Annotated in this window: 24 protein-coding genes; 9 read left to right on the forward strand and 15 right to left on the reverse strand. The window is 46.9% G+C overall.

Annotated elements, in window-relative coordinates; genetic code table 11:
- The first annotated feature begins 42 nt into the window (after positions 1-42).
- On the forward strand, positions 43-321 hold the full coding sequence (locus LN737_RS10720; RefSeq protein WP_405518688.1) for a helix-turn-helix transcriptional regulator: 279 nt from the start codon (positions 43-45) through the stop codon (positions 319-321).
- A gap of 493 nt (positions 322-814) precedes the next feature.
- Complete coding sequence (locus LN737_RS10725) at positions 815-1543, forward strand: universal stress protein (RefSeq protein ID WP_405518690.1); 729 nt, start codon at positions 815-817, stop codon at positions 1541-1543.
- A 168-nt stretch (positions 1544-1711) separates the two neighbouring features.
- Here the strand turns inward: LN737_RS10725 and LN737_RS10730 are convergent, their stop codons facing one another.
- The 3 genes from LN737_RS10730 to LN737_RS10740 are packed head-to-tail and all read right to left on the reverse strand — an operon-like array spanning position 1712 to position 4805.
- Positions 1712-2530 (reverse strand): DUF6492 family protein, encoded by an 819-nt coding sequence (locus tag LN737_RS10730; RefSeq protein ID WP_405518691.1) that lies wholly within the window; start codon positions 2528-2530, stop codon positions 1712-1714.
- A gap of 7 nt (positions 2531-2537) precedes the next feature.
- Positions 2538-3626 carry a glycosyltransferase family 4 protein gene (locus LN737_RS10735; RefSeq protein ID WP_405518693.1) on the reverse strand — a complete coding sequence of 363 codons (1089 nt, stop codon included), beginning with the start codon at positions 3624-3626 and terminating at the stop codon, positions 2538-2540.
- A gap of 9 nt (positions 3627-3635) precedes the next feature.
- Positions 3636-4805, reverse strand: a complete 1170-nt coding sequence (locus LN737_RS10740; RefSeq protein ID WP_405518695.1) for a glycosyltransferase — start codon at positions 4803-4805, stop codon at positions 3636-3638.
- A 114-nt stretch (positions 4806-4919) separates the two neighbouring features.
- Here LN737_RS10740 and LN737_RS10745 point away from each other — a divergent pair, with 114 nt between their 5' ends.
- A complete protein-coding gene (locus LN737_RS10745) occupies positions 4920-6089 on the forward strand; it encodes a glycosyltransferase family 2 protein (protein ID WP_405518697.1) in 1170 nt (389 codons plus the stop codon).
- An 86-nt stretch (positions 6090-6175) separates the two neighbouring features.
- Here the strand turns inward: LN737_RS10745 and LN737_RS10750 are convergent, their stop codons facing one another.
- Both LN737_RS10750 and LN737_RS10755 read right to left on the reverse strand, forming a co-directional pair.
- On the reverse strand, positions 6176-6988 hold the full coding sequence (locus LN737_RS10750) for a glycosyltransferase family 2 protein (protein WP_405518698.1): 813 nt from the start codon (positions 6986-6988) through the stop codon (positions 6176-6178).
- Positions 6945-7796, reverse strand: a complete 852-nt coding sequence (locus tag LN737_RS10755) for a glycosyltransferase family 2 protein (protein WP_405518700.1) — start codon at positions 7794-7796, stop codon at positions 6945-6947. Before LN737_RS10755 ends, LN737_RS10750 begins: the two co-directional genes overlap by 44 nt.
- A 471-nt stretch (positions 7797-8267) precedes the next feature.
- Between LN737_RS10755 and LN737_RS10760 the strand changes: the two genes are divergently transcribed.
- Positions 8268-10118: an ABC transporter ATP-binding protein gene (locus tag LN737_RS10760; protein ID WP_405518702.1), complete on the forward strand. Its 1851-nt coding sequence runs from the start codon at positions 8268-8270 to the stop codon at positions 10116-10118.
- Between the two features lie 21 nt (positions 10119-10139).
- Here LN737_RS10760 and LN737_RS10765 read toward each other — a convergent pair whose 3' ends face one another.
- The 5 genes from LN737_RS10765 to LN737_RS10785 are packed head-to-tail and all read right to left on the reverse strand — an operon-like array spanning position 10140 to position 13090.
- On the reverse strand, positions 10140-10616 hold the full coding sequence (locus tag LN737_RS10765) for an OsmC family protein (protein ID WP_405518704.1): 477 nt from the start codon (positions 10614-10616) through the stop codon (positions 10140-10142).
- Between the two features lie 5 nt (positions 10617-10621).
- Positions 10622-11299: an FMN-binding negative transcriptional regulator gene (locus tag LN737_RS10770; protein ID WP_405520368.1), complete on the reverse strand. Its 678-nt coding sequence runs from the start codon at positions 11297-11299 to the stop codon at positions 10622-10624.
- 21 nt (positions 11300-11320) lie between these two features.
- A complete protein-coding gene (locus tag LN737_RS10775) occupies positions 11321-11968 on the reverse strand; it encodes a LysE family translocator (RefSeq protein WP_405518706.1) in 648 nt (215 codons plus the stop codon).
- Position 11969: 1 nt separating this feature from the next.
- A complete protein-coding gene (locus LN737_RS10780; RefSeq protein ID WP_405518708.1) occupies positions 11970-12470 on the reverse strand; it encodes a GNAT family N-acetyltransferase in 501 nt (166 codons plus the stop codon).
- Positions 12467-13090: a pyridoxamine 5'-phosphate oxidase family protein gene (locus tag LN737_RS10785; RefSeq protein ID WP_405518710.1), complete on the reverse strand. Its 624-nt coding sequence runs from the start codon at positions 13088-13090 to the stop codon at positions 12467-12469. Before LN737_RS10785 ends, LN737_RS10780 begins: the two co-directional genes overlap by 4 nt.
- 118 nt (positions 13091-13208) lie before the next feature.
- Here LN737_RS10785 and LN737_RS10790 point away from each other — a divergent pair, with 118 nt between their 5' ends.
- Together LN737_RS10790 and LN737_RS10795 are read left to right on the forward strand one after the other, a co-directional pair.
- Positions 13209-14693 (forward strand): PLP-dependent aminotransferase family protein, encoded by a 1485-nt coding sequence (locus tag LN737_RS10790; protein ID WP_405518712.1) that lies wholly within the window; start codon positions 13209-13211, stop codon positions 14691-14693.
- 26 nt (positions 14694-14719) lie between these two features.
- Positions 14720-14902 (forward strand): hypothetical protein, encoded by a 183-nt coding sequence (locus tag LN737_RS10795; protein ID WP_405518714.1) that lies wholly within the window; start codon positions 14720-14722, stop codon positions 14900-14902.
- Positions 14903-15116: 214 nt separating this feature from the next.
- Here LN737_RS10795 and LN737_RS10800 read toward each other — a convergent pair whose 3' ends face one another.
- From LN737_RS10800 to LN737_RS10815, 4 genes are all read right to left on the reverse strand, one after another.
- Positions 15117-15296 carry a hypothetical protein gene (locus LN737_RS10800; RefSeq protein ID WP_405518715.1) on the reverse strand — a complete coding sequence of 60 codons (180 nt, stop codon included), beginning with the start codon at positions 15294-15296 and terminating at the stop codon, positions 15117-15119.
- A 57-nt stretch (positions 15297-15353) separates the two neighbouring features.
- Positions 15354-15611 (reverse strand): Ada metal-binding domain-containing protein, encoded by a 258-nt coding sequence (locus LN737_RS10805; protein ID WP_405518717.1) that lies wholly within the window; start codon positions 15609-15611, stop codon positions 15354-15356.
- A complete protein-coding gene (locus LN737_RS10810) occupies positions 15608-16297 on the reverse strand; it encodes a 2OG-Fe(II) oxygenase (protein ID WP_405518719.1) in 690 nt (229 codons plus the stop codon). Before LN737_RS10810 ends, LN737_RS10805 begins: the two co-directional genes overlap by 4 nt.
- Before the next feature lie 114 nt (positions 16298-16411).
- Positions 16412-17275 (reverse strand): bifunctional transcriptional activator/DNA repair enzyme AdaA, encoded by an 864-nt coding sequence (locus LN737_RS10815; RefSeq protein WP_405518721.1) that lies wholly within the window; start codon positions 17273-17275, stop codon positions 16412-16414.
- A 216-nt stretch (positions 17276-17491) separates the two neighbouring features.
- On the opposite strand from LN737_RS10815, the gene LN737_RS10820 reads away from it, so the two are divergent.
- Both LN737_RS10820 and LN737_RS10825 read left to right on the forward strand, forming a co-directional pair.
- On the forward strand, positions 17492-17941 hold the full coding sequence (locus tag LN737_RS10820; protein ID WP_405518723.1) for a hypothetical protein: 450 nt from the start codon (positions 17492-17494) through the stop codon (positions 17939-17941).
- A 41-nt stretch (positions 17942-17982) separates the two neighbouring features.
- Positions 17983-18729 (forward strand): DUF4386 domain-containing protein, encoded by a 747-nt coding sequence (locus tag LN737_RS10825; protein WP_405518725.1) that lies wholly within the window; start codon positions 17983-17985, stop codon positions 18727-18729.
- On the opposite strand, the gene LN737_RS10830 is transcribed toward LN737_RS10825, so the two are convergent.
- A complete protein-coding gene (locus tag LN737_RS10830; protein WP_405518727.1) occupies positions 18722-19459 on the reverse strand; it encodes a lysoplasmalogenase in 738 nt (245 codons plus the stop codon). The genes LN737_RS10825 and LN737_RS10830 overlap by 8 nt on opposite strands.
- Before the next feature lie 543 nt (positions 19460-20002).
- Between LN737_RS10830 and LN737_RS10835 the strand changes: the two genes are divergently transcribed.
- Positions 20003-20308, forward strand: coding sequence for a hypothetical protein (locus tag LN737_RS10835; RefSeq protein WP_405518729.1), 306 nt, complete (start codon positions 20003-20005; stop codon positions 20306-20308).
- The last annotated feature ends 1 nt before the right edge of the window (position 20309 follow it).

The following is a 20309-nucleotide window of genomic DNA, read 5'->3' on the forward strand; positions in this document are numbered from 1 at the left end:
GAATGAGTTGAGCTAGTATTGTACTTTAAACTAAAAATGAACATGTTGAATCAGATTACTGAAGAGAAGATCGACCGCCTGGCGGAATTATTGAACGCGCTGGCAGACCCAACCCGTGTACGTATTATTTTAGGCCTTACCAAACCATCCTCGATCAGTTCGCTGGGCCGTCATTTGCAGATTGGGCAGTCGGCTCTTATGTTCCATATCAATCAAATGCAGGATAACGGCCTGTTGAGCAGTGAGAACTGGAATGGTGAAGCCTATTACTCATTGTCAGATGTAGCTGTGGGGAAAGCCGTTAAGCTGCTGGTAGCCTAATAAACGTAATTACTCATTAGAAGTACCTTTTACCGTAACAGAACAAGACTCATTCAAGTTGGCTCAGATTATAAAAGCCTGATTTACGCTATGTAAGTCAGGCTTTCTGATTATTGAACAGGGCTATCGACAAACAGCAGGATACATATGGGAACCTAGTCAGAAATGACTAAAAAACATGAATTCTGAATTGTTCTTACTGACTTTCATTACGTTACATGCCGGAGGTGTGACATGTTTATAGAAAAAAGAAGTTGCTCATCCATCATCATGCCGAAGGTATGCTATCACAATGAGTATGGCATACCTTCAGCATTGCACAGCTTCCGGGAGAGTCTTTTTCTACAAACGTGCGATCATTAGGTGATCAGACTTATCCCAAGTTCACCTTAAAAAAGAGTCGGGAACAGGCCGTTGATCCTCAATACGTATAAATAGCTTGGGAAGGTAAGGCCGTTTTTTTGTTACGTTTAAAACATTCAACTACGTACCTATGACAAACCTGCTTTTTCCCACCGACTTTTCGACCAGTACGACTGCCGCTCTCGCCTGGGTACGGCTTTTTGCCCGCAAAACGGGTGCTACTATCACCTTGTTACACGTTTATCAGCCGATGATCCCCGACACTACACTGCCAACCATCGGCGATCCGGGGCTGGGGGTGATGGCATCGCAGGAACTCGAAGACATCAGTCGCCAGCGGCTCGGTGCGCTCGCAACCGAACTACGTAAAGAAGGACTACCCGTGCGGGTCGACTGGCGGATTGGCGCCGTAGAAGATAGTATACTGGAGTCGGCAACTGAACACTCGGCTGATCTGATCATTATGGGACGTAGCGATCTGAGTACATTTTTTGATCGGCTGGCCGGGAGCGCAGTAACCGAAGTGGCCGACGAGGCTCGCTGTCCGGTGCTGATCATACCGACCACACCCGAGGGCGAAATGGTTCATCCGGCGCAGGTGCACACGATTGTATACGCCATGCAGCCTCAAACCACGCAGGAACTGGTAAGTTTTCAAACCGACTCGCTTCTAAACGCGTTTGACGCCCAGCTCGAAGTGGCCACCGAAGATGAACTTGACGAGGTAAAAGCTGATTTGATTGTTATGCAACTGTACCCGAAAGCTGGGTTTCTGGATGGAATCTTACACCCGAATCATGTGTCGCAGCTTATTGAAAAAGCGGACGTACCCTTATTGGTATATCATGAGAAAAAATAGCCAACTGCACACGTTGTTACGTCGGTGACGAGGTAGCCAAAAATGTGCCTGCTGACTGTCCGGATTTCGCTGGTTACGTAACCAGAAGAATCGTGACAGTCAGTAGCTTGCTTTTAGCCAAAACCGCATGGGCTCTATTTAAACCACAAAAACCGAAACGGTTTTCTCTTAAGCTTCGTCGGGGGCGGGTTGAAGCTCGTCGTTCCAGTTGCTTTGTTTGATAATACCCATGTAGTTTTTTTTGAGCCGCTCAATATCGAAATACGGTTCTTCCAGGTCAAACTGCTCTTTGAAGTGGTAAACCTTAAAAAAACCTTCCACCGGTATAATATCAATCAGCCGGGTTTTGAGTAGGTATTCCCCGTAAAGAACAGCTTCAGAGGGAAGCGCGATGCGTTCCATTTCTATAAAGAAACTCTCCAGGCTGTGCTTTTTAGGCTTTAAATAGTACTCGTGAAAATGACGCCAGACTTTAGTGGACCATAAGTAAGGGGAGGGACCATAATCCCAGTTTTTACCGTGCGTTCCAAACGTTTGCCTGACTGCCTTTAATGCTCGGCTCTGAAAAAGATCAGCCGAATCGCGCCCGATAAGCTCCATAGTATCCAGAAACGATTTGGCCTCGTGCATTACGGTGTAAGGCGTTTGGTCGTCGTACATGAAATCGGCGACAAAAAAATCCCGGATAAACTCACTGTCGGAGTCAATACAGAAATAGTTTTCGCAGATATTCAATCGATGCAGTTGCGCTTTTACGACCTGCTGATAACGCCACCCGTCTTTGATTTTGCAGACGACGATATCGCTGTCTTTTAAGAGCGTTGATCCTTCCGGCAGCCTGCTTTTAAAAAATCGGTAGTCGCTGTCATTGACCGAGATGTAAACGGGTATTCCATCCCGGTTATGTTTTTCTATGGAATGTAACAGGTTCTCGACCCGCTTATAGTCGGGCCGGAATGACTTGATGTATAAAACCAGTTTTTCCATTACGTAGTTATTGGCCTAAAAAAGACGTATCAAGCACTTCATCGAGCCGGGCTCTGTACGACTCGATACCGAATTCGTTTTTTACCAGTTCGTGCAGCTCATCCCGGTTGACGGTTGCCCGGAAGGTTTTGACAATTTCTGAAAAACGGTGGAGAATAGCTTCATCCTCAAACGGCTCCAGTACCGTAACGCCAGGAAAATGTCGGGCCACCAGCTCAGGAACGATGCCAACGGGCGTTGCTACTACGGGAACGCCCGCCGACAACGCTTCGATGGTTATCATGCCAAAACTTTCGGATAAGGACGGAAAAAAAACGATGTCGGCTTTTGAATAGGCGTGGCTGTTGATTGTTTCCAGCCCGAGCCCGATAATGACTTGCGTATTTTTTAACCCGTCGAACAGCTCCGTATTACCCGGATTGTTGCAGGCTATCAGCAGTTTCCACTCGTTTTGGCGTTCGATAATACTGGCTAGTTTCTGCACATCCTTCAGCCCTTTACCCGGCTCAAGTCGACCTGCGTACAGAACCGTTTTTTTGGCAGAAGGTAGTTGAGGCAATGGTTTGAAAAAATCCGTATCGACCCGACTGCTGACTATCTGTATTTTTTCGGGCGGCAGCTCGTAATACGTAACAAGATCCCGCTTTACTTTTTCGGTAACTGTGATAATCTGTTTAGCACGAAGGCACCCCAATCGCTGTAAATTGGCTACTCTGCTCAATTTATCCGACTGCCGTCCATAATCCCGTTCCATTACGTGATAGCAACCCTGACTAATGACAAGATCAACAGGGAAAAAAGGCGTTGACTCGCCGTTAGAAACAACCCTGCTTTTTTCGCTCTTTCGCGTCCATAAATAAGCGGACGTTAACCGAGCCAGATAAATTTCTTTTCTCTTTTTAAAGTGGCGATACGTTAGCAGGCATTTTACGAATTTCCCTAAGAATGTATTCAGCAAAAACGCTTCGTCAAGTATCTCGGTTTTTAGTCCGCGACTCTGTAAGTAGTCATCAAAATACTGAACCATTCGTTCGGCACCGCCTGCATTCGATTTGCCGTTAAAAAAAACCAGCAGTGCCCTTTTCGGTTTTTTCATCAATATAAATTACGTTAAAACCCTATCCAGTTTTTTGTACACTACGTTCGTGTCGAAATTTCGTTTAAAACAGTCTCTTCCTGCTTTGCTTTGGGCCTGATACAAAATAGAATCACTCAATAATTGGGTAATGTAGATCGCAAACTGACGGGCATCATCCGTTACCAGGCAGCCATTGGCCGTTTTATCGGGCAGGCCGTCCGTTCCGCGAGAGGAACACACTACGGGTAAGCCATTGGCCATGGCTTCAACCACTTTTACCTTAACGCCCGTACCGGTCAGCATCGGACAGATCGAAATTCTGGACCGTTCATAGTATGCATTCAAATCGCTCACCGAACGTAGTGACGTAACGTTAGAAAGTCCCGTAGGCAGATGATCGATGATGGTGCCGATCACACAGATTTTAAGAGTCGGAGCGAGTAGCGGATAGACATTGCTAAAGAACCAGGCCGACGAACGAAGGTTATGCGGATTGTCGGTGGCAACGTAGATAAGATCAAATTCTTTTTCGGCACTATTCGTTTCGGATGGCTTCGGATCATCCATCATCATCGGAATGTACTTGACCTTGTCGGCAAAGAACTGAGAAAAAAAATAGGTTTCTTCGGGCGATATGGCCCAGATCTGGTCGAAGAGCGACAGCCTGCGTAATTCATCGTCCAGCGCAACGCCCCGATTATAATCTGTATCATGCTGATGCTGCGACGACAACAAATCGTGCGTATCGATAATCGTTTGGGCGTTGTTGAGGTAAGGGTTGTCTTTTATCAGGTCGGCCCAGTAAGCGTAACTGATAATAATGTAATCATACTGGTTCTCTTTCAGAACGGCGTCGAGCTGATTCCGTAAGTGCAGAGTTGTATGATTCGGGAAGGTACCCCTGGGTACGTTCAGCCGTTTTTCGAAAGCCAGATGCCCGATTTTGTAGGAAAAAAAATAGTGGATTGGATTACGTTTCTCCGGCTTTTTCCGGAATAGCCACAGGTGTTCGGCCAGTTGTGCCTCCTCAAATGCTTTGACCGACTCATCAGTCCATTTCCCCCAATGATATTTGCTGATAAAATCGGTACGCCAGCCTTTAGCTTTGAAGTAGTTTAATAAACTAAGCGCCCGCGAACTGCTGCCCGCATAACCGGCCACAGGATTCAGTGGAAAAAAAAATAAGATACGCTTCACTAATGCTCGTGATAGGTTTGCTATGTAAACAAAAATAACTGTAAAAAAGCTTGGTCAACGCTGTTATTGAACCAGTAACCCAGTTTGGTAAAGCCCGCAGCGAGGGCGGGCGTAATGATTGCCTACCTTTGTCGGGCTACTGGAAAAGAACCTCAAGCTGGCGATGAACGCATGTACGATCCGCATTCAATAGATATAGTAATTCCTTCCTTCAGGCTCCATGAACACGTATTGATGGCTATCATCGCCCTGCCAAAACCGCCTGATTTTCAGGTCAATACGTATATCGTTGCCGATAATCCCCAGGTGGTAGTACCTCTGCGGCTGCAAGAACTGCACGAATCGGGAGCCATAACCCTGCTCATTAATTCGAGCAATGTGGGCGTATCGGCCACCCGAAATAAAGGCATCCGGGCGGGCAATAGTAAATGGATATTACTCCTCGACGATGATATTCAGCCGCAGAGCGATCTACTGATCGCTTATGCTCAGGCTATCCAGCAGGAGGCCAATGCTATTGGTTTTGTAGGCGTTACGTATTTCCCTGAACCCGTCAACTCATCCACCAAGGCCCTCACCATTAATGGCTCCGTCGATCATTTTAGCGCTGCTTCAAGATACAGTACGTTGCCCTGGGCACCTACCGCCAACATTATGCTCAACAGGCAGAAGCTGGGCGATGAATTATTCGACCCAGCGCTGACAAAAAGCGGGGAGGATATCGATTTCCTGGTCAGAAACTACCTGTATTTCAACGAAAAATACATTGGTGTACCACACGCCGTTGTCTTTCATCCCTGGTGGGACAATGGCCGGACCCAAACCCGCAGAATGGTCAGATATGGGGAAGGGGCCAGCCAGATTGCCCGAAAAGAACCTGTCAAAAACTACACCTACCATGACTTCCTCAACACTTCGGAAAGTCTATTACTGCTTTTGCTTCTCCTTCCAATGGCGGTACTGGCAGGAGAAGTCCGCATCATCGCCTGTTATCTGACAGCTCTAATTTTGGCGGAGTTTATGACCAACTTGCTGAAGGCCGTTCTGGTTGGGAAAACCTGGTCGTTGCCGGTGGCGTTTCAACTGATGTGGATAAAAAACTGCTACGAGTTTGGTTATTTAACCAACGCCCTGTCGCAGGGGCACATAAACGGATTTGCCGAACGTATTGAAATGGGGTTTGTAAAACCGCATCCGTCCTCATTCCGGTTGAACCGATGGAAAATAATTAAATCATTGGTGTTGATTGTACTACTGGTATTGTTTTGGTTTATCACTACCTGATTGGTCGTTTTCTACTCGATTGGCTGTCACTAAAGAAGTACAGCTAATCGAGTAGCTTTCAACGACTCGGCCTACGCGCTTCAACTCTACCCGTATTGCTGCTGATAACTTCTATATCCTTTTGAGCAGTACCAGATTCCCTGGGTTAAGGTGTTTTTATAGATCGTGTAATTGAGCGTTTCGCGTTTACGATCATGGTACGGATGGTGCAGGTGATAGCAGACCGCCATCATTTTTATTTTCTTCTGGCTTAAGCCCAGATTGACAAACCGGGCGGCCAATTCAATGTCTTCATGGCCCCACCCTTTTATGTCATGATTATACCCATTCACCTTGGCGAAATCGGCATGCCAGAAGGCACAATTGCAGCCGCTTACGTTATCGGATCGTTTGCTCTTCTTGATAAACAGTGGCGCCAGAAAAGGAATACGTAAAGCGTTGATTCTATTCTTGATATCCTGTGAAAAAATGGAAAACTGCTGAAATTTCCCTTTCGCAAGCTCCCGATGGCTTTTGCTTTCAGACAATAGCACCCGGCTGCCTCGGATGTAGTACCCTTTTTCAGCTGCACGGATATGATCCTTTACAAAATTTTTATCCAGAATTATATCTCCGTCGACCTGTATAATGTAATCGCAGGTGGTGCCCGCTATAGCCAGATTGAGAATCAGCGTTTTCTGAAAGCCATTATCTTCATGCCAGAAATGCTTGAGCGGAACGGGGAATGTCTCCTTATACGTATCAATTAACTGCTTGGTCGCACTTCCGGAACCATCGTCAGCAATAATCACTTCATCGGGCAGCACCTGTTGCTGCAGTACGCTCTCCAAGACCAGTTTTAACGCTTCAGGCCAGTTATAAGTAGCTATTACGAGTGCCGTTGAGATTTTCTTCGCCATTGAGTTGGATATATTTGTCAATACCTGAATTACAGAACGTACATCCCGAACGAACTGTTTTCATGAGCAACCTTTCGTTCGTGTCGAGGTTGTGTTTCGAGTTTTCGGGATGATAAAGATGAAAAGCAAGCCCGCCCAGCTTAAGAAAACGTTTATGCTTGCCGGCATTCAATAACCTGGCCACAAACTCTTTGTCTTCGGGCCCCCAGCCGCTGAATGCTTCGTTATACCCGTTTACTTCCACCGCATCCTTTTTCCAGAAAGCCATATTGCAGCCATGAATTTCGTATCGTTCATCGCCTTTGTTCTTGTATGTGGTCGCAAACAGTGGCCACAGCACAGGGACCCGGAAAGCGCTGAAAAGGTTGCTCGTACCTTTATTAAATAAGTTGATATCGGTTTTCTGCGTACGCATTATTTGACCTGATGCGTCTTCGTTCAGGTAGATCCGACTGGCCCGGACAAACGAATTTTTTTGCGCAAATCGTAGATGATCACTCACAAAGTGGCTGTGTATCAATATGTCGCCATCAATCTGTATGATATACTCTCCGCTGGCAGCCGCGATAGCTTTATTTCGGATATGCGCTAGTCGAAACCCATTGTCTTCATGCCATATATGGGTAATGGGGATGGGTGATTTTTTCTGAAATTCCTGTACTACAGCTTTTGTAGCACTTCCGGAGCCATCGTCGGCAATAATAATTTCATCGGGCAGCCTTTCCTGACGGAGGGCGCTTTTAAGACACACAGTTAAGGCTTCCGGCCAGTTATAGGTCGAAATAATCAATGAGGAAGATGGATACATACGTACTGCTATTGGGCACTCATCCGGTTTAACGGGTTGCTCCTGATGATGAGCAAACTCAACCGGATACTATACATGATGCCAGGCAACTAGAAGAAAATGAACCTGGGCTGCTAAGGGGTAGGAATGGATCAAAACTACTAACCGATTTACTAAATGCAACTATCTGATGTACTCGGTAGAGATTAACTACGCTAGTAATCAACCTTATTGTGTACAAAATGTTTCATACAACAACGGTTGGTATAAGCATATAGGTATTACAGCTTACACTCGATAAAGATTAAACGGTCAGTTGATAACTTTCTGTATGTACTTTCTCAAATTAGGGAACCAACAAACGTCTGCCGCCTTTGTAATAGACAAATGAAGCTCTTATCGACGTTATTCAATAGGGCCATATTAACAAGGCTTGCTTTATTCTGAAATTAGCCGTGTGCTATTAGAATTTTACAAAAAAATATTGTATTAATGAATACCTATTTTCGTCTTTTATCCTTTGCAAAACCAATCGAAAAATACGCGATACCTTATATACTATTTACGCTGGTTTCTATTGTTTTCAGTACGCTCAATCTGGCTTTATTAGCTCCGCTTTTAACAACTTTATTTAATCAGACTGCTAGTTTACAGACCCTGGAAAAGCCTGTTAATACGTACGATTTGTTTAAATATTTTAACTACTATTCGAGTTGGGCCAATGTGCATTGGGGTACGTATAATACGCTAAAAATTGTTTGTTTAACAATTCTTGCTTCTGTGCTGATCGGTAATATTTTCCGTTATCTGGCGCAGCGGGTTATGGAAAATCTTCGGATTCATACATTGCTGAATTTACGTAGGGCGGTTTTTAAAAATATAATGCATTTGCATATCGGTTTTTTTAGCAATGAACGGAAAGGCGATATTATATCGAAAGTGGCGTCTGACGTGCAGGTTGTCCAATATTCCGTTACCGGAACGCTGGAAGTGATCTTTAAGGAGCCATTAACATTACTTACGTATCTGGTCATGTTATTCCTTATTTCGTTTAAGCTAACGCTTGTCTCGTTACTCGTTATTCCAATTGCCGCTTTTCTTATATCAAGAATCATCAAGCGATTGAAACAACAGGCCATTGCAGCGCAGCAATCGTATGGTACGATGATCAGCTATCTTGATGAAGCATTGAGCGGTATTAAAATTGTTAAAGCATTCAATGCTGTAGATTTTATCATTGATCGGTTCGATTCCGAAAATGTAAATTATTCGAAGATAATTCGGCGGATGGCAAAGCGTCAGCAGCTAGCTTCGCCAACTTCCGAATTTTTGGGGGTATTGATGGTGGTGGGGATTGTGCTATATGGCGGCTCGTTGGTTATAGCTAATGAAGGCGATTTAAAGGCTGCCGAGTTTATTGCTTACATCGCCCTGTTTTCGCAGATTATGCGCCCGGCCAAAGCCATTTCTGATTCGTTCAGCAACATTCATTCGGGCGTAGCTGCCGGCGAACGAGTACTCGCCCTGATCGATGAAAAACCACTGATCGTTGATGCGCCGGATGCTGTAGCTGTCAACGATTTCACTACGTCCATTGAGTTTCAGCAGGTAACGTTTGGGTATAACGAAGGCGCTGTTTTGCATGGCGTAAACCTGACTATCCCCAAAGGTAAATCGGTGGCGTTGGTTGGTCCGTCCGGTGGAGGTAAATCCACACTTATGGATTTAATCCCGAGGTTTATCGAACCGCGTTCGGGGCGTATTCTACTTGACGGAAAAAATATTCAGTCGATAACGGCAAACTCCCTTCGTGCTCTGATGGGAATTGTGAATCAGGAGTCGATCTTATTCAACGATACCATTTATAATAATATAGCCTTTGGCAAACCCGACGCTACGTTGCAGGAAGTGGAAGCAGCCGCAAAAATTGCCAATGCGTACGATTTTATCAGCGCTACTACCGACGGTTTTCAAACGAATATTGGGGATCGAGGGTCAAAACTGTCGGGTGGGCAACGGCAGCGTATTTGTATTGCGAGAGCTGTTTTAGCAAACCCGCCAATTATGCTGCTGGATGAGGCCACGTCTGCACTGGATACAGAATCCGAAAAACTCGTCCAGGATGCGCTGAATAACCTAATGAAAAATCGCACTACGTTAATCATTGCGCACCGACTCAGTACGATTCAAAATGCCGATTTAATTCTGGTTCTTGAGCATGGGCGGGTTGAAGAACAGGGTACGCATCTGGAACTGATTGAACGTAATGGCCTGTACAAAAAATTAATCGATATGCAGACCTTCGGCCTAGCTACGGTTGAGGAAGATGTAGCCGCTGAGTAGCCTAAAATTAACTCAATCAGCTCAATCAATTACGACCCTGCATGTTGGTTTGTGATGCACAGGGAAGTTGCAGGAATTCGCAATAAAACAAAGTTTACTGGCTTGATGATGTAACTCATTAGCCTTATCAATCATGGATTCCTGAGCAACGAGCACAACCGGATAAAGTGTTACGTCGGTGAAATGACCACCACCGTCGGGCGTTTCTACCATTGTTCCTGCCGCTTTATCGGTATAATCCAGCACAACAACGCCCGCTACCGCACAGAGGTGTAGATACGACAGCATGTGGCAGGTTGACAGAGCCGCAACTAGCAGTTCTTCAGGATTGTACCTTGTTTTGTCGCCCCGAAAAGCCGGGTCAGACGAACCCAGAATATCCGGCTTATTGTCCGCCGAAATGGTGTGATTCCGTTCATACGATCTATAGGTACTGGTTCCTTCGCCTTTGTTTCCGGTCCATTTGGTGGTCAATACGTAAGTGTGCTGCTTTGCCATATTTGTTAATCGATTAATGGTCGTCGATGGGCCATTTCGTCAGCTACGTCCTGAGCATTCGCATTATCCTGTTGACGTAGTTCGGAAATGATGTTCTGATAATTTTTATCGTCGCGGTTCTGGCTCAGTTTAGCCGCTCCCTGTAGCGTATCAATCGTCATACTAAAGGTCACGATGCCCCGCATTTGCTTACGCACGTAGTCCTCCGTCATGCTTTCGACAGATACGGGACATTTGGAATGAACTTCGTATTTATCAACCTGTTGGCGCAGAAATTCCAGTGCCTCGTCGTCAGCCAGAATACTTGTTCGCCCGGTGATTTGTACCGATAGATAATTCCAGGTAGGCACATTTACGTGATCGTACCAGGAAGACGAAATATAAGTATGGGCTCCCGAAAATACAGCCAATGCGGGCGTATCACGCCCCAATAATTTCCATTGCGGATTCGCTTTAGCCAGATGCCCAACTAACCGAAACTGACCGTCGGCACCGGGTGAAAGTTCGATCGGAACATGGGTGGCTACCGGAACGCCATCATCGCCCGTTGTGACAAGCAGCGCAAAGGAGTTGTCGCGTACGAACTGAAGCAACGTAGCGTAGTCTGTTTCCTGAAAGTTTTTAGTACATACATAATGGTGGAAGATTTTAGTGTAGCAGTTGAAGGGGTCATACGAGGATATGCTAACTTAATTTTGCCCAATTTACTTTCCTTTGTCAATTGCCATGCGCACGGCTAGGCCGGTCAGGATGCTCGCCATCATCCATTTCTGTGCCCGGATGAATGTCGGTCGAGTCTGAAACCAGTTCGCCATACGCGCTGCCGACAGCACAATCAAACCGTTTACCGTTGCACTGATCAGGAGTTGTGCTAACCCTAACTGCACATTCTGGATTAGCAGTGAGCCATGTTCGGGGTTTGTAAATTGTGGAAAGAATGACAAGTAAAACACCGCTACTTTAGGGTTCAGCGCATTGGTCAGAAACCCCATTCCAATTAATTTCCCATCGGGCTGACCGACGCTTTGATTATACGATATTGCTCGTGTCTCAAAGGGTGAAACACCACCGGGTTTGATAGCTTCACAAGCTAAATAGAGCAGGTAACCAATGCCTAACCAACGTAACAGATCGTAAGCCATCGGAATCGCCAGAAACACGGCTGTCAGGCCTAATGAGACGAGTAAGATGTGGATCAGAAACCCCATCAATACGCCTGATAAGGACAAAAAACCAGCCCGACGCCCCTGCGTAATGGATCGGGAGATGATGTAAATCATATTCGGTCCGGGAGTGAGTACAAGACCCAGAGCGGCCAGCGCAAAAAGTAGTAAGTCGTTGATTGGTACCATTTTATTCGTTCAAAAACAGAACCATTTGTTCTTCGTCGTAGTACGTGTCGCCATCTTTGATCGCGTTTTTCTCCAGCGAAAACGAGCGAAAACCCAACTTCTCATACTGTTGTTTGGCCCGACTGTTTGTCGCAATGACTGTCAGATTTATCTGTTCTATATCGCGCAGCAAACGTGCCCTTCGGATGGTTTCTTCCAGCAGAATTCGACCATAACCCTTACCGCTATGTTCTGCCGCTACGTACATTCGAAAAAGCAGACCTTTATGCCTGAGCTTTTCACGCGTTTGCCCATCCCGTTGGAAACTCACGACGCCCGCCAGTTTATCGGAATCAGTAAGCAGGCCAAGCGTAAAACTATCAGCCTGACCGCTTGTTGGAAAAGATTCCTTCGCCTGATCGGCAGGGCTGATACGAAAACAATCGATATGCTTTCTTACGCTTTCCATAAAAAATAATCCGTAGCCAAAATCCTGACTGGCAGTTAATTCAACGATTCTCATGCTAAATAATCGGGCAATGTAGTAGCAAGGCTATTGGCTGCCGGAACAGGCGTTAGTCGCTTGGTCTGTAAGGGAATTACGCCCGCCCAGGTTGGCAAATCTTCATCTTCGGGATCATCGTTTGGTCCGCCGGTACGTACTTTAGCCGATGCTTCGGCCAGTGAAAAGGACAGTACGGTTGTTTTTCGCATTTCGCTGTCGGTGGTGGGGCGAAGGTCGTCCCAGCGACCCGGAATCAGGTGGTCTGTAATCAGCGCCAGAACTTCTATGCGTTCGGCTTCGTCAGTAACTTTTTCGGCGGTGGCGAAGATGACAACAGATCGATAATTGACTGAGTGATGAAAGGCTGATTTTGCAAGCACCAGGCCATCGGCCAGCATCACCGAAATACAGACTGGCGCGCCCTGCTCAATGCTGCGGATGAAATGACTGCCGACCGAACCGTGAATGTAAAGTTTATCATCTTTACGGGCGAAAGCCGTCGGAATGGCCATTGGCTGACCATCAAGCACATAACTGACCGTACAAAAAAGCGCTTCGTCTAAAATGGGATGGATCGTTGCCGCGTCATAATGAGCGCGTTTGGCCAAACGACTGGGTGTTACGCGGGTAGTTTGCATAGAGTAACCGACAGAAATGCGTCGATGGTTGTAAATTTTGATGTTATTTCTCCGGCAAATTTCGTTCTTTGCCGGACTAGGAAAACAAGCCAGTTTTTAGACTTCTGATAGTCCGGTTATGTTGCCATTCAAATCACTCATTCAGCTTGAAAAAGCTTCGCTGACGCCAGTTTTTGTGCAGTTGAGTAATCAACTTGGCCAGCTTATCCGCGCCGGTACGTTGTCGCCGGGGCAGCGATTGCCCGGAACACGTCAACTGGCTGGTCTGCTTGATTTAAATCGCCAAACAATTGTCGCGGCTTATGAGGAAGGATTAGCTCAGGGATGGCTCGAAAGTCGGGCGGGTAGCGGTACCTACGTAGCAGCTCATTTTCCGGAGGTTAAACCACAGGAATTACCTTTTAGTACTGCCATATCTTCGAGATATGGCAGTACTGGCAAACAACCCGGTTATACGTTTGAATCACTCGATTTCCTGGCCCGTCCGGTGTTGACGAATTCCGTTGGATTACGGCTGGACGATGGCTTTCCAGATGTTCGACTGGCACCGATGGAGGAATTAAGTCGGGCGTATCGGTCTTATTTTCGGTGGGGAAATCCACATCAGCATTTCGGATACGGCGATACAAAAGGTCATCCGCTGTTGCGGGAACAACTGTCGATCCATCTAAACGAAACGCGCGGTTTACGAACAACGGCCGATAACGTACTCATAACGCGCGGCAGCATCATGGGTCTGCATCTGACCTGCCAGGTGCTGCTACGTCCGGGCGATGTGGTGGTAACGGGTGAGACAACCTGGGCGGGTGCGACCATGAACATTCGAAAAACGGGCGCGTCAGTACGTACCGTGCCAGTCGATCAGCACGGGATAGATGTTGAAAAACTGGCTGAACTTTGTAAAAAACAGATTATTCGGATGGTGTTCGTAACCCCGCATCATCATTACCCGACTACCGTTACGTTACGGGCTGACCGACGTATTCAGTTGCTGCAACTCGCTGAACAGTACGGATTTGCCATTCTGGAAGATGACTACGATTATGATTTTCATTACCTCAGTCGCCCGATTCTGCCGCTGGCCAGCGCTGACCGGCAAGGTATGGTTGTATATGTTGGGTCGTTGACCAAGTCGGTTGCGCCCGCCTTTCGAATCGGTTACGTTGTTGCGCCAACGGCTCTGATCGACGAACTCGCCCGACTGCGCCGTATCATTGACCGGCAAGGCGACCCCATGCTTGAATTTGCGGTTGGCCAATTGTTTAAGACAGGGGATTTGAAACGGCATTTTCGGAAAGCGCTACGTACCTACCATGCCCGTCGCGACCGTTTCTGCGATCTGCTCAGTACCGAACTGCCCACTGACGTAACGTTTACCAAACCCGACGGTGGCATGGCCGTCTGGGCTTCGTTTGATCCTGTAATTGATCTGGATGTATTAGCGCAACGCGCTGGTCAGGAAGGACTCTTTCTGTCGAGCGGTACGTCGTACAACCCGCCTGGTCAGCGACTTAACAGCACACGATTAGGCTTTGCGTCGAGTACCGAAGATGAACTGGAACGTAGCGTAGAGATATTGAAAAAAGTGATTGCAGCGATTTAATAAAAAATCTCTTCGTCTTCAAGCAATTGCTTGATATTCAATACGTAATCGTCAAGAAGGGCAATATTTTCGGACCAATTCACTACGTACCAGGTTGGGTCGTTTCTGTCAATAACATAAACTTTCTGGGCGACAGTAATAACCCAGATTACTTTTTCTACGCCAAACTCAATCAGTTTCTGCGATTTCTGAATAAGATAACCGTCTAATTTACCCTCAAAGTCAGAGACGTCACTTTGATATCAACCTCTATCACGATTTTAGGCGCAACCTCGAAGTATTTTCCTTTTCGAAAATGACTAAATCGTTACCAAGATTGTCGTTGGTTGCCAAGTGCAGACCTGATTCATTCGAACTGATTAAATATTTTTTTCGGTTGATTGTGTTGCCAACATATAAGCCTAATAAGTAAACCAGGACTCCCTATAAATCAGAACACGACTTAATTTCTTCAATTGTTTTCTTACCCGCCAGAACATCCCGATAACCCCGATAGTAAACGGGCTTACCTTTCCACATTTCATAGATTAATGCAGGAGGAATACTGCGAGCAGACAATCGACTGGTACGCCGTGGTGTTTTTTCTTCGGCAACAACGGTCATAATAGCATTGGATTTTAACGCATAACAAGATTAACGGAAAAGAGGCAGATGGGCAAATTAACTTGCCTTCCACACCTTGTAGGCTTCGGGCATACACAATGCGCAAGGTCGATAGCCTAACGCAATAGCTTCGGGTTGATCTCTGAAGAAAACCCGGTTTTCGGCCTTCATCCGTTTACCCGTTCGGCAGGTAAGTCGGCCGTAGATTTTGCCAGGTTGGTGGCCGCCTAACGTAACGGTTTCACACTTTATCAACTTCGCCAGAGATCGTAGCCGGGCATAGGACGTAGCGCCGAGGTCTGTATGGCGAATCATGCGGCATCATGGAAAATCAGCCCTACATTCACTCGGGTACCACTTCTGACTTCACTAACGCCGTGCCGCATCGTTACGCGATAATAACCACGGGTACCTTTTACGGGGCGGTATTTGGTCGTGAAAATCAGAATCTGGCCTTGCTCAGGTCGTAAAACAATTGGCTTCGACTGCATCCGGGGACGTTGTTCGAGCAGGATAAATTCGCCACCAATGTAGTCCCGGTCCGGTTGATTCAGAAACAAAACGGCCTGAAATGGGAAATACAGGTCACCATACATATCCTGATGCAGCGCGTTCCAATCGCCCGCGCCATATTTGAGAATGAGTGGTGTCGGGCGGTTTTGACCCGCTTCATGGCAAGTGGCTAACCACGTATCGAGGTCGTCGGGGTAACGTAGCGGAAGGCCAAGTTTTTTATTCCAATCGTTGGCGACTGGCGCTATGTTGGCAAACAGTTCGTGGCGAAGCGTATCTACAACAGGCGGCAATGGGTAGTTGAAATACTTATACGTTCCGCTGCCATATCCGTGATTCTGCATTACGATGGTTTTGCGGTATAGAGCTAACTCGTCAAACAGGTTGGCTAGTTCCTGACATTCGTTTGACGATAGGAGAGATGGCAGTAACGCAAAACCCGTTTCAGACAGTGTGTTTTGGTACGTCGGCCAATCGAGTTGTTTCATATAGATTTTAACGCAGATGACACAGAGGAATCATAGAGATACACAGAGGAAATTATCAGAAAACTCCTTGAGACTCTGTGATTCCTCTCTGTATCTCTGTGTTAAAAGTTGAAATTACCCGTCAACGCGGGCGGCTTCCCAGCCCAGCATGGCTTGTTTACGTTCTGTTCCCCAGCGATACCCGCCGAATAAGCCGGTTTTTTTAATAACGCGGTGGCACGGAATCAGGTATCCGACCTGGTTAGAGCCAATGGCCGTTCCGACGGCACGCGAAGCGCCGGGCTGTCCGATCGATTCGGCAATCTGGTCGTAACTAGCCAGTTGACCTTCAGGGATTTTCAGCAGTGCTTCCCAAACTTTGAGCTGAAAAGCTGAGCCACGTAACAGTACCGGTAGCCGACGCTGGATTTGCCTTGTTGGATCACCTGACGCTACGTCAGAAACTGGAAAAATCTGGTCCGCCAGTACTTGCAAACTGGCCGGGTCTTGGGAAAGGGCGGCTTCGGGCCAGGCGGTTGCCAGAATGGTTTCCGGCTTGTCAGTTTCGTTAAGAAAATGCAGCAGCGCAATTTTGTCGTTGATGGTGCCCAATACGTAATGCCCGAACGGACTGTCGAACACGCCATAGATTAGTGCTAATCCAGAACCCGCCTGTTTGAATTGCCCCGGCGTTACGCCCTCGATATTGACGAACAAATCATGGAGTCGGCCTGTACCGGAAAGGCCAGCGTCGTAGGCGGCATCGACCAGCGGAGCGCCGTTACGTAGTCGGGTTTTGGCATGTTCGAGGGTTAGGTATTGACCGAACTTTTTTGGGCTGACGCCCGCCCACTCCGTGAACAACCGCTGAAAATGAAACTCACTCAGATTCGCTTTTTCGGCCAGTTCGCTTAACGATGGCTGCTCCCGATAGTGGGTTGTCAGGTGCTCGATGGCCCGGGCAATTTGCTGATACGTGTAGGTGCTGTCGGTTGTCATTGCATTAAGTATTTGTTGTTTTTTGCTAAACAAAGTTCGCCAGAACGGGCCTGCTGACAAACCCGATTCTTGCGGAGTTTTCGTTCTGCCACTTGAACCATATTCGCGAGTGGGTTCGATAATTGTCAGTAGCTGAGCGAATTAGACAAATGTCTAGGAGATCAGCCTTACCCACTCACCACCTTTGTATCATCAAAAACACAAAAAAAAGATGATATGAAAAAGTCTATGCTCCTCGGTCTGCTCCTCATGGCTGGTACTACCTTCGCCCAACGTTTTCCACGGAACGAAATCAGCCTCAATGCCTTTCGTAACCCGTCTATTGGTCTGGAATATCGCCGGGACCACGTATCAATTCACGCGGGTTATTACATCACTGCCCTAACGCCCGACATCACGACAAAATTTACTAAAACGGGTCTGACGTACTGGTTTCTGCCCGTTGGTAAGCGCGAAAATCCGTCTTCATTTTATGCGTCTGTATCGTACCTGCGCGGACTAAACCTTGACTATGAGAAACAAAATGCTGTGTCGGCCGAGGTCGGTTTTCGCTGGATGGTCTGGCGAGGGTTGAATCTGCGGCTGGGCGTAATCGCCTTAGCGGCTGATGGAAAAGACCTCAAAATCAACCCTACACCCGGTATCAGCTACTCGTTTCACTGGTAAGTCAACGATTCTAACTTCCGAACTATAACGTCATAAAACAAATGAAATCATCTGCAACACCTGCCAATCGACTCATCGGAAACCTGCTCATTGCCGGGGTGATTCTGGTACTCGTTCCATATACAGCGCTCACGATTATTTTTGATTACCCGATTATTTTGCGTCAGGAAACCGGCCACATACTGACTCGCTTTCATCAGGGTGGTGGAGCGCTCATCTTCACCTGGTGGTTGTTCGCTATCGGTGGCCTGCCACTCTTGCAGGCTTACGTACTGATCGGCCAGAAACTCGAAAACCGGCTCTATTTTATCCGTTGGGCGACAACCCTGGGCGTGATTTCGGGACTTGTTCAGATTGTCGGATTGCTTCGCTGGACGTTTGTTGTGCCTGCTCTGGCTACGCAGTACGTCAACGCTACGGATATGGCTACCAAACAGGCGATTACGGTTGCCTTCACGGTCGTTCATCAATATGGGGGCGTGGTGCTGGGCGAACACCTTGGCCAGCTGTTCACTGTTTTATATACCGTTTTGCTGTCGTATGCTTTTATCCAACTGAACGTGTTTCCCCGTTGGGTGAGTTATCTGGGATACGTAGCGTCGGGTATTTATCTACTGGCTCAAGGCGACCTGTTTGCGACGGTACTGCCTGGCTTTCCAAGCTGGGGGCTGGCGGGTTTGGTGGGTAGCACACTCTGGTTAGTGTGGCTGCTAGTGGTGGGTGTTCAGTTTCGGCGATTACCAGAAGAACAGCCAGTAGGGCAGGAATTGATGAGCTTCGCTAACTAGCCCGCGACGGACGTATCACCAAATCCGGTTCCTTCTGAGTCGACAGCACCTGCACCATTCCCACTACAATCAGGTATTGCGCAGCAGCATAAGTGCTCATAACCAGCCAGGATGCCCCCGTTATGGGCTGCAAAAATTTGTCGACAGCGATCACTGAGTCCGAAAACATAAAAAGTAAAGCGCCAACAACTACCTGACCGTAGCGGGCTAGGCCCTGACGTAAAGTAGCCACCAAGCCCATTGTGCAGAGGCAAATGGCGTACACGACGACGGGCCACCAGAGGGCAGTCAGCGCTGGATTCTGGCTGAAAGCAGGACGCAACACGACCAGAAAACCGATGCCATACAGCATAAACGGGATTGCTTTTTTTCCGATCGATTGTATGCCGATTGCACGCCCGCTCTGATGTATTGATTGCCAGAAACATACACAATAACATAATTGCATAACCAGAAAAGCCCCCAACCCCGGCGCAAATAAATCCGTTTCCCGAATCATGAGAAATACATCGCCTGCCAACGCAAATGCCATACCGATAAGTAGCCAGCGGGCGGGCTTCAGCAAGGCAATTGAGCCGTAATTTTGCCAGATGAATACAAATAATAGGCCGATTATCAGTGGCTTACAGACGTAGGTAAGCCAGGGGTTGTCCATCGTTTCACCAATCAGTTCAAGCAACGTAACGCCAGCAAACGCGAGCCTGAAAAAAAGAGTGGGTTTGGGAATCATAGCCTGTAAATGACTAGCCTATTTTCAGCAGCAACTGCCCTCGTTTCCTGACTATTTTCGCTTACAAGTACGTGTGGGTAAATCTACTGCTTTGAAAACTGTAGGCAAAGCAGTAAAATAACGGCGAATGTAAAATAAAAAGCAGCAGCTAATCCACATTTGACCCGGCACAATGTTCCCAGGTTTGTATAGATCGCTTCCCGTAAAAATGTGCTAAACATAACTAGCTGTAAAACAATGGAAAGGCCGTAAAGTGTCGTACTCATAAAGTACTTATCCGTTTATTGTTTGACATGTATGAGGTATATTTCTTAGTTACTGAGTTTACAGTATGTAGTGAAATAATAAAATTATTAGCTTTTAGTTAACTTTTGAAACATATGATAAAAAAATAGTGGTTTGTACTTATAAAGCCGTTTGGTTTGATACGGCCCAAAAGCTGTTCAGTCTGGCCTGATAAAAACGGAGCCGCAACGTAGTCGGCCTAAACCTTCTTGGTTGTCAGCGAGTTTATATAGAATTACTCAACACTACGTATAGACTATGGATAAGCTACAGAAGCTCGAATTGATGAATAAGGTTGTTAATGAGTTAGAAGACTTACAGAACAGCCAGACGGCGTTGATTGAGAAAATCAGTAAGATTGAGGTTGATAACATGAACGGGCTGAACGACTCGCGTCTGGAGAAAGATCTGGGTGAAATGCATTCAAAAATTGCGGCTAATCTGGATGCAATCACAGATATCTTCGCCTATTTCGAAACGAAACGGGATTCGTATAACGAGAAAAACCGCTCAGCCATCGAAGCCATTGAAGCCCAGGCTGCCATCGAAGCCGCAAATTCATAGT

The organism is Spirosoma sp. KNUC1025, assembly GCF_045160025.1.
GTDB lineage: Bacteria > Bacteroidota > Bacteroidia > Cytophagales > Spirosomataceae > Spirosoma.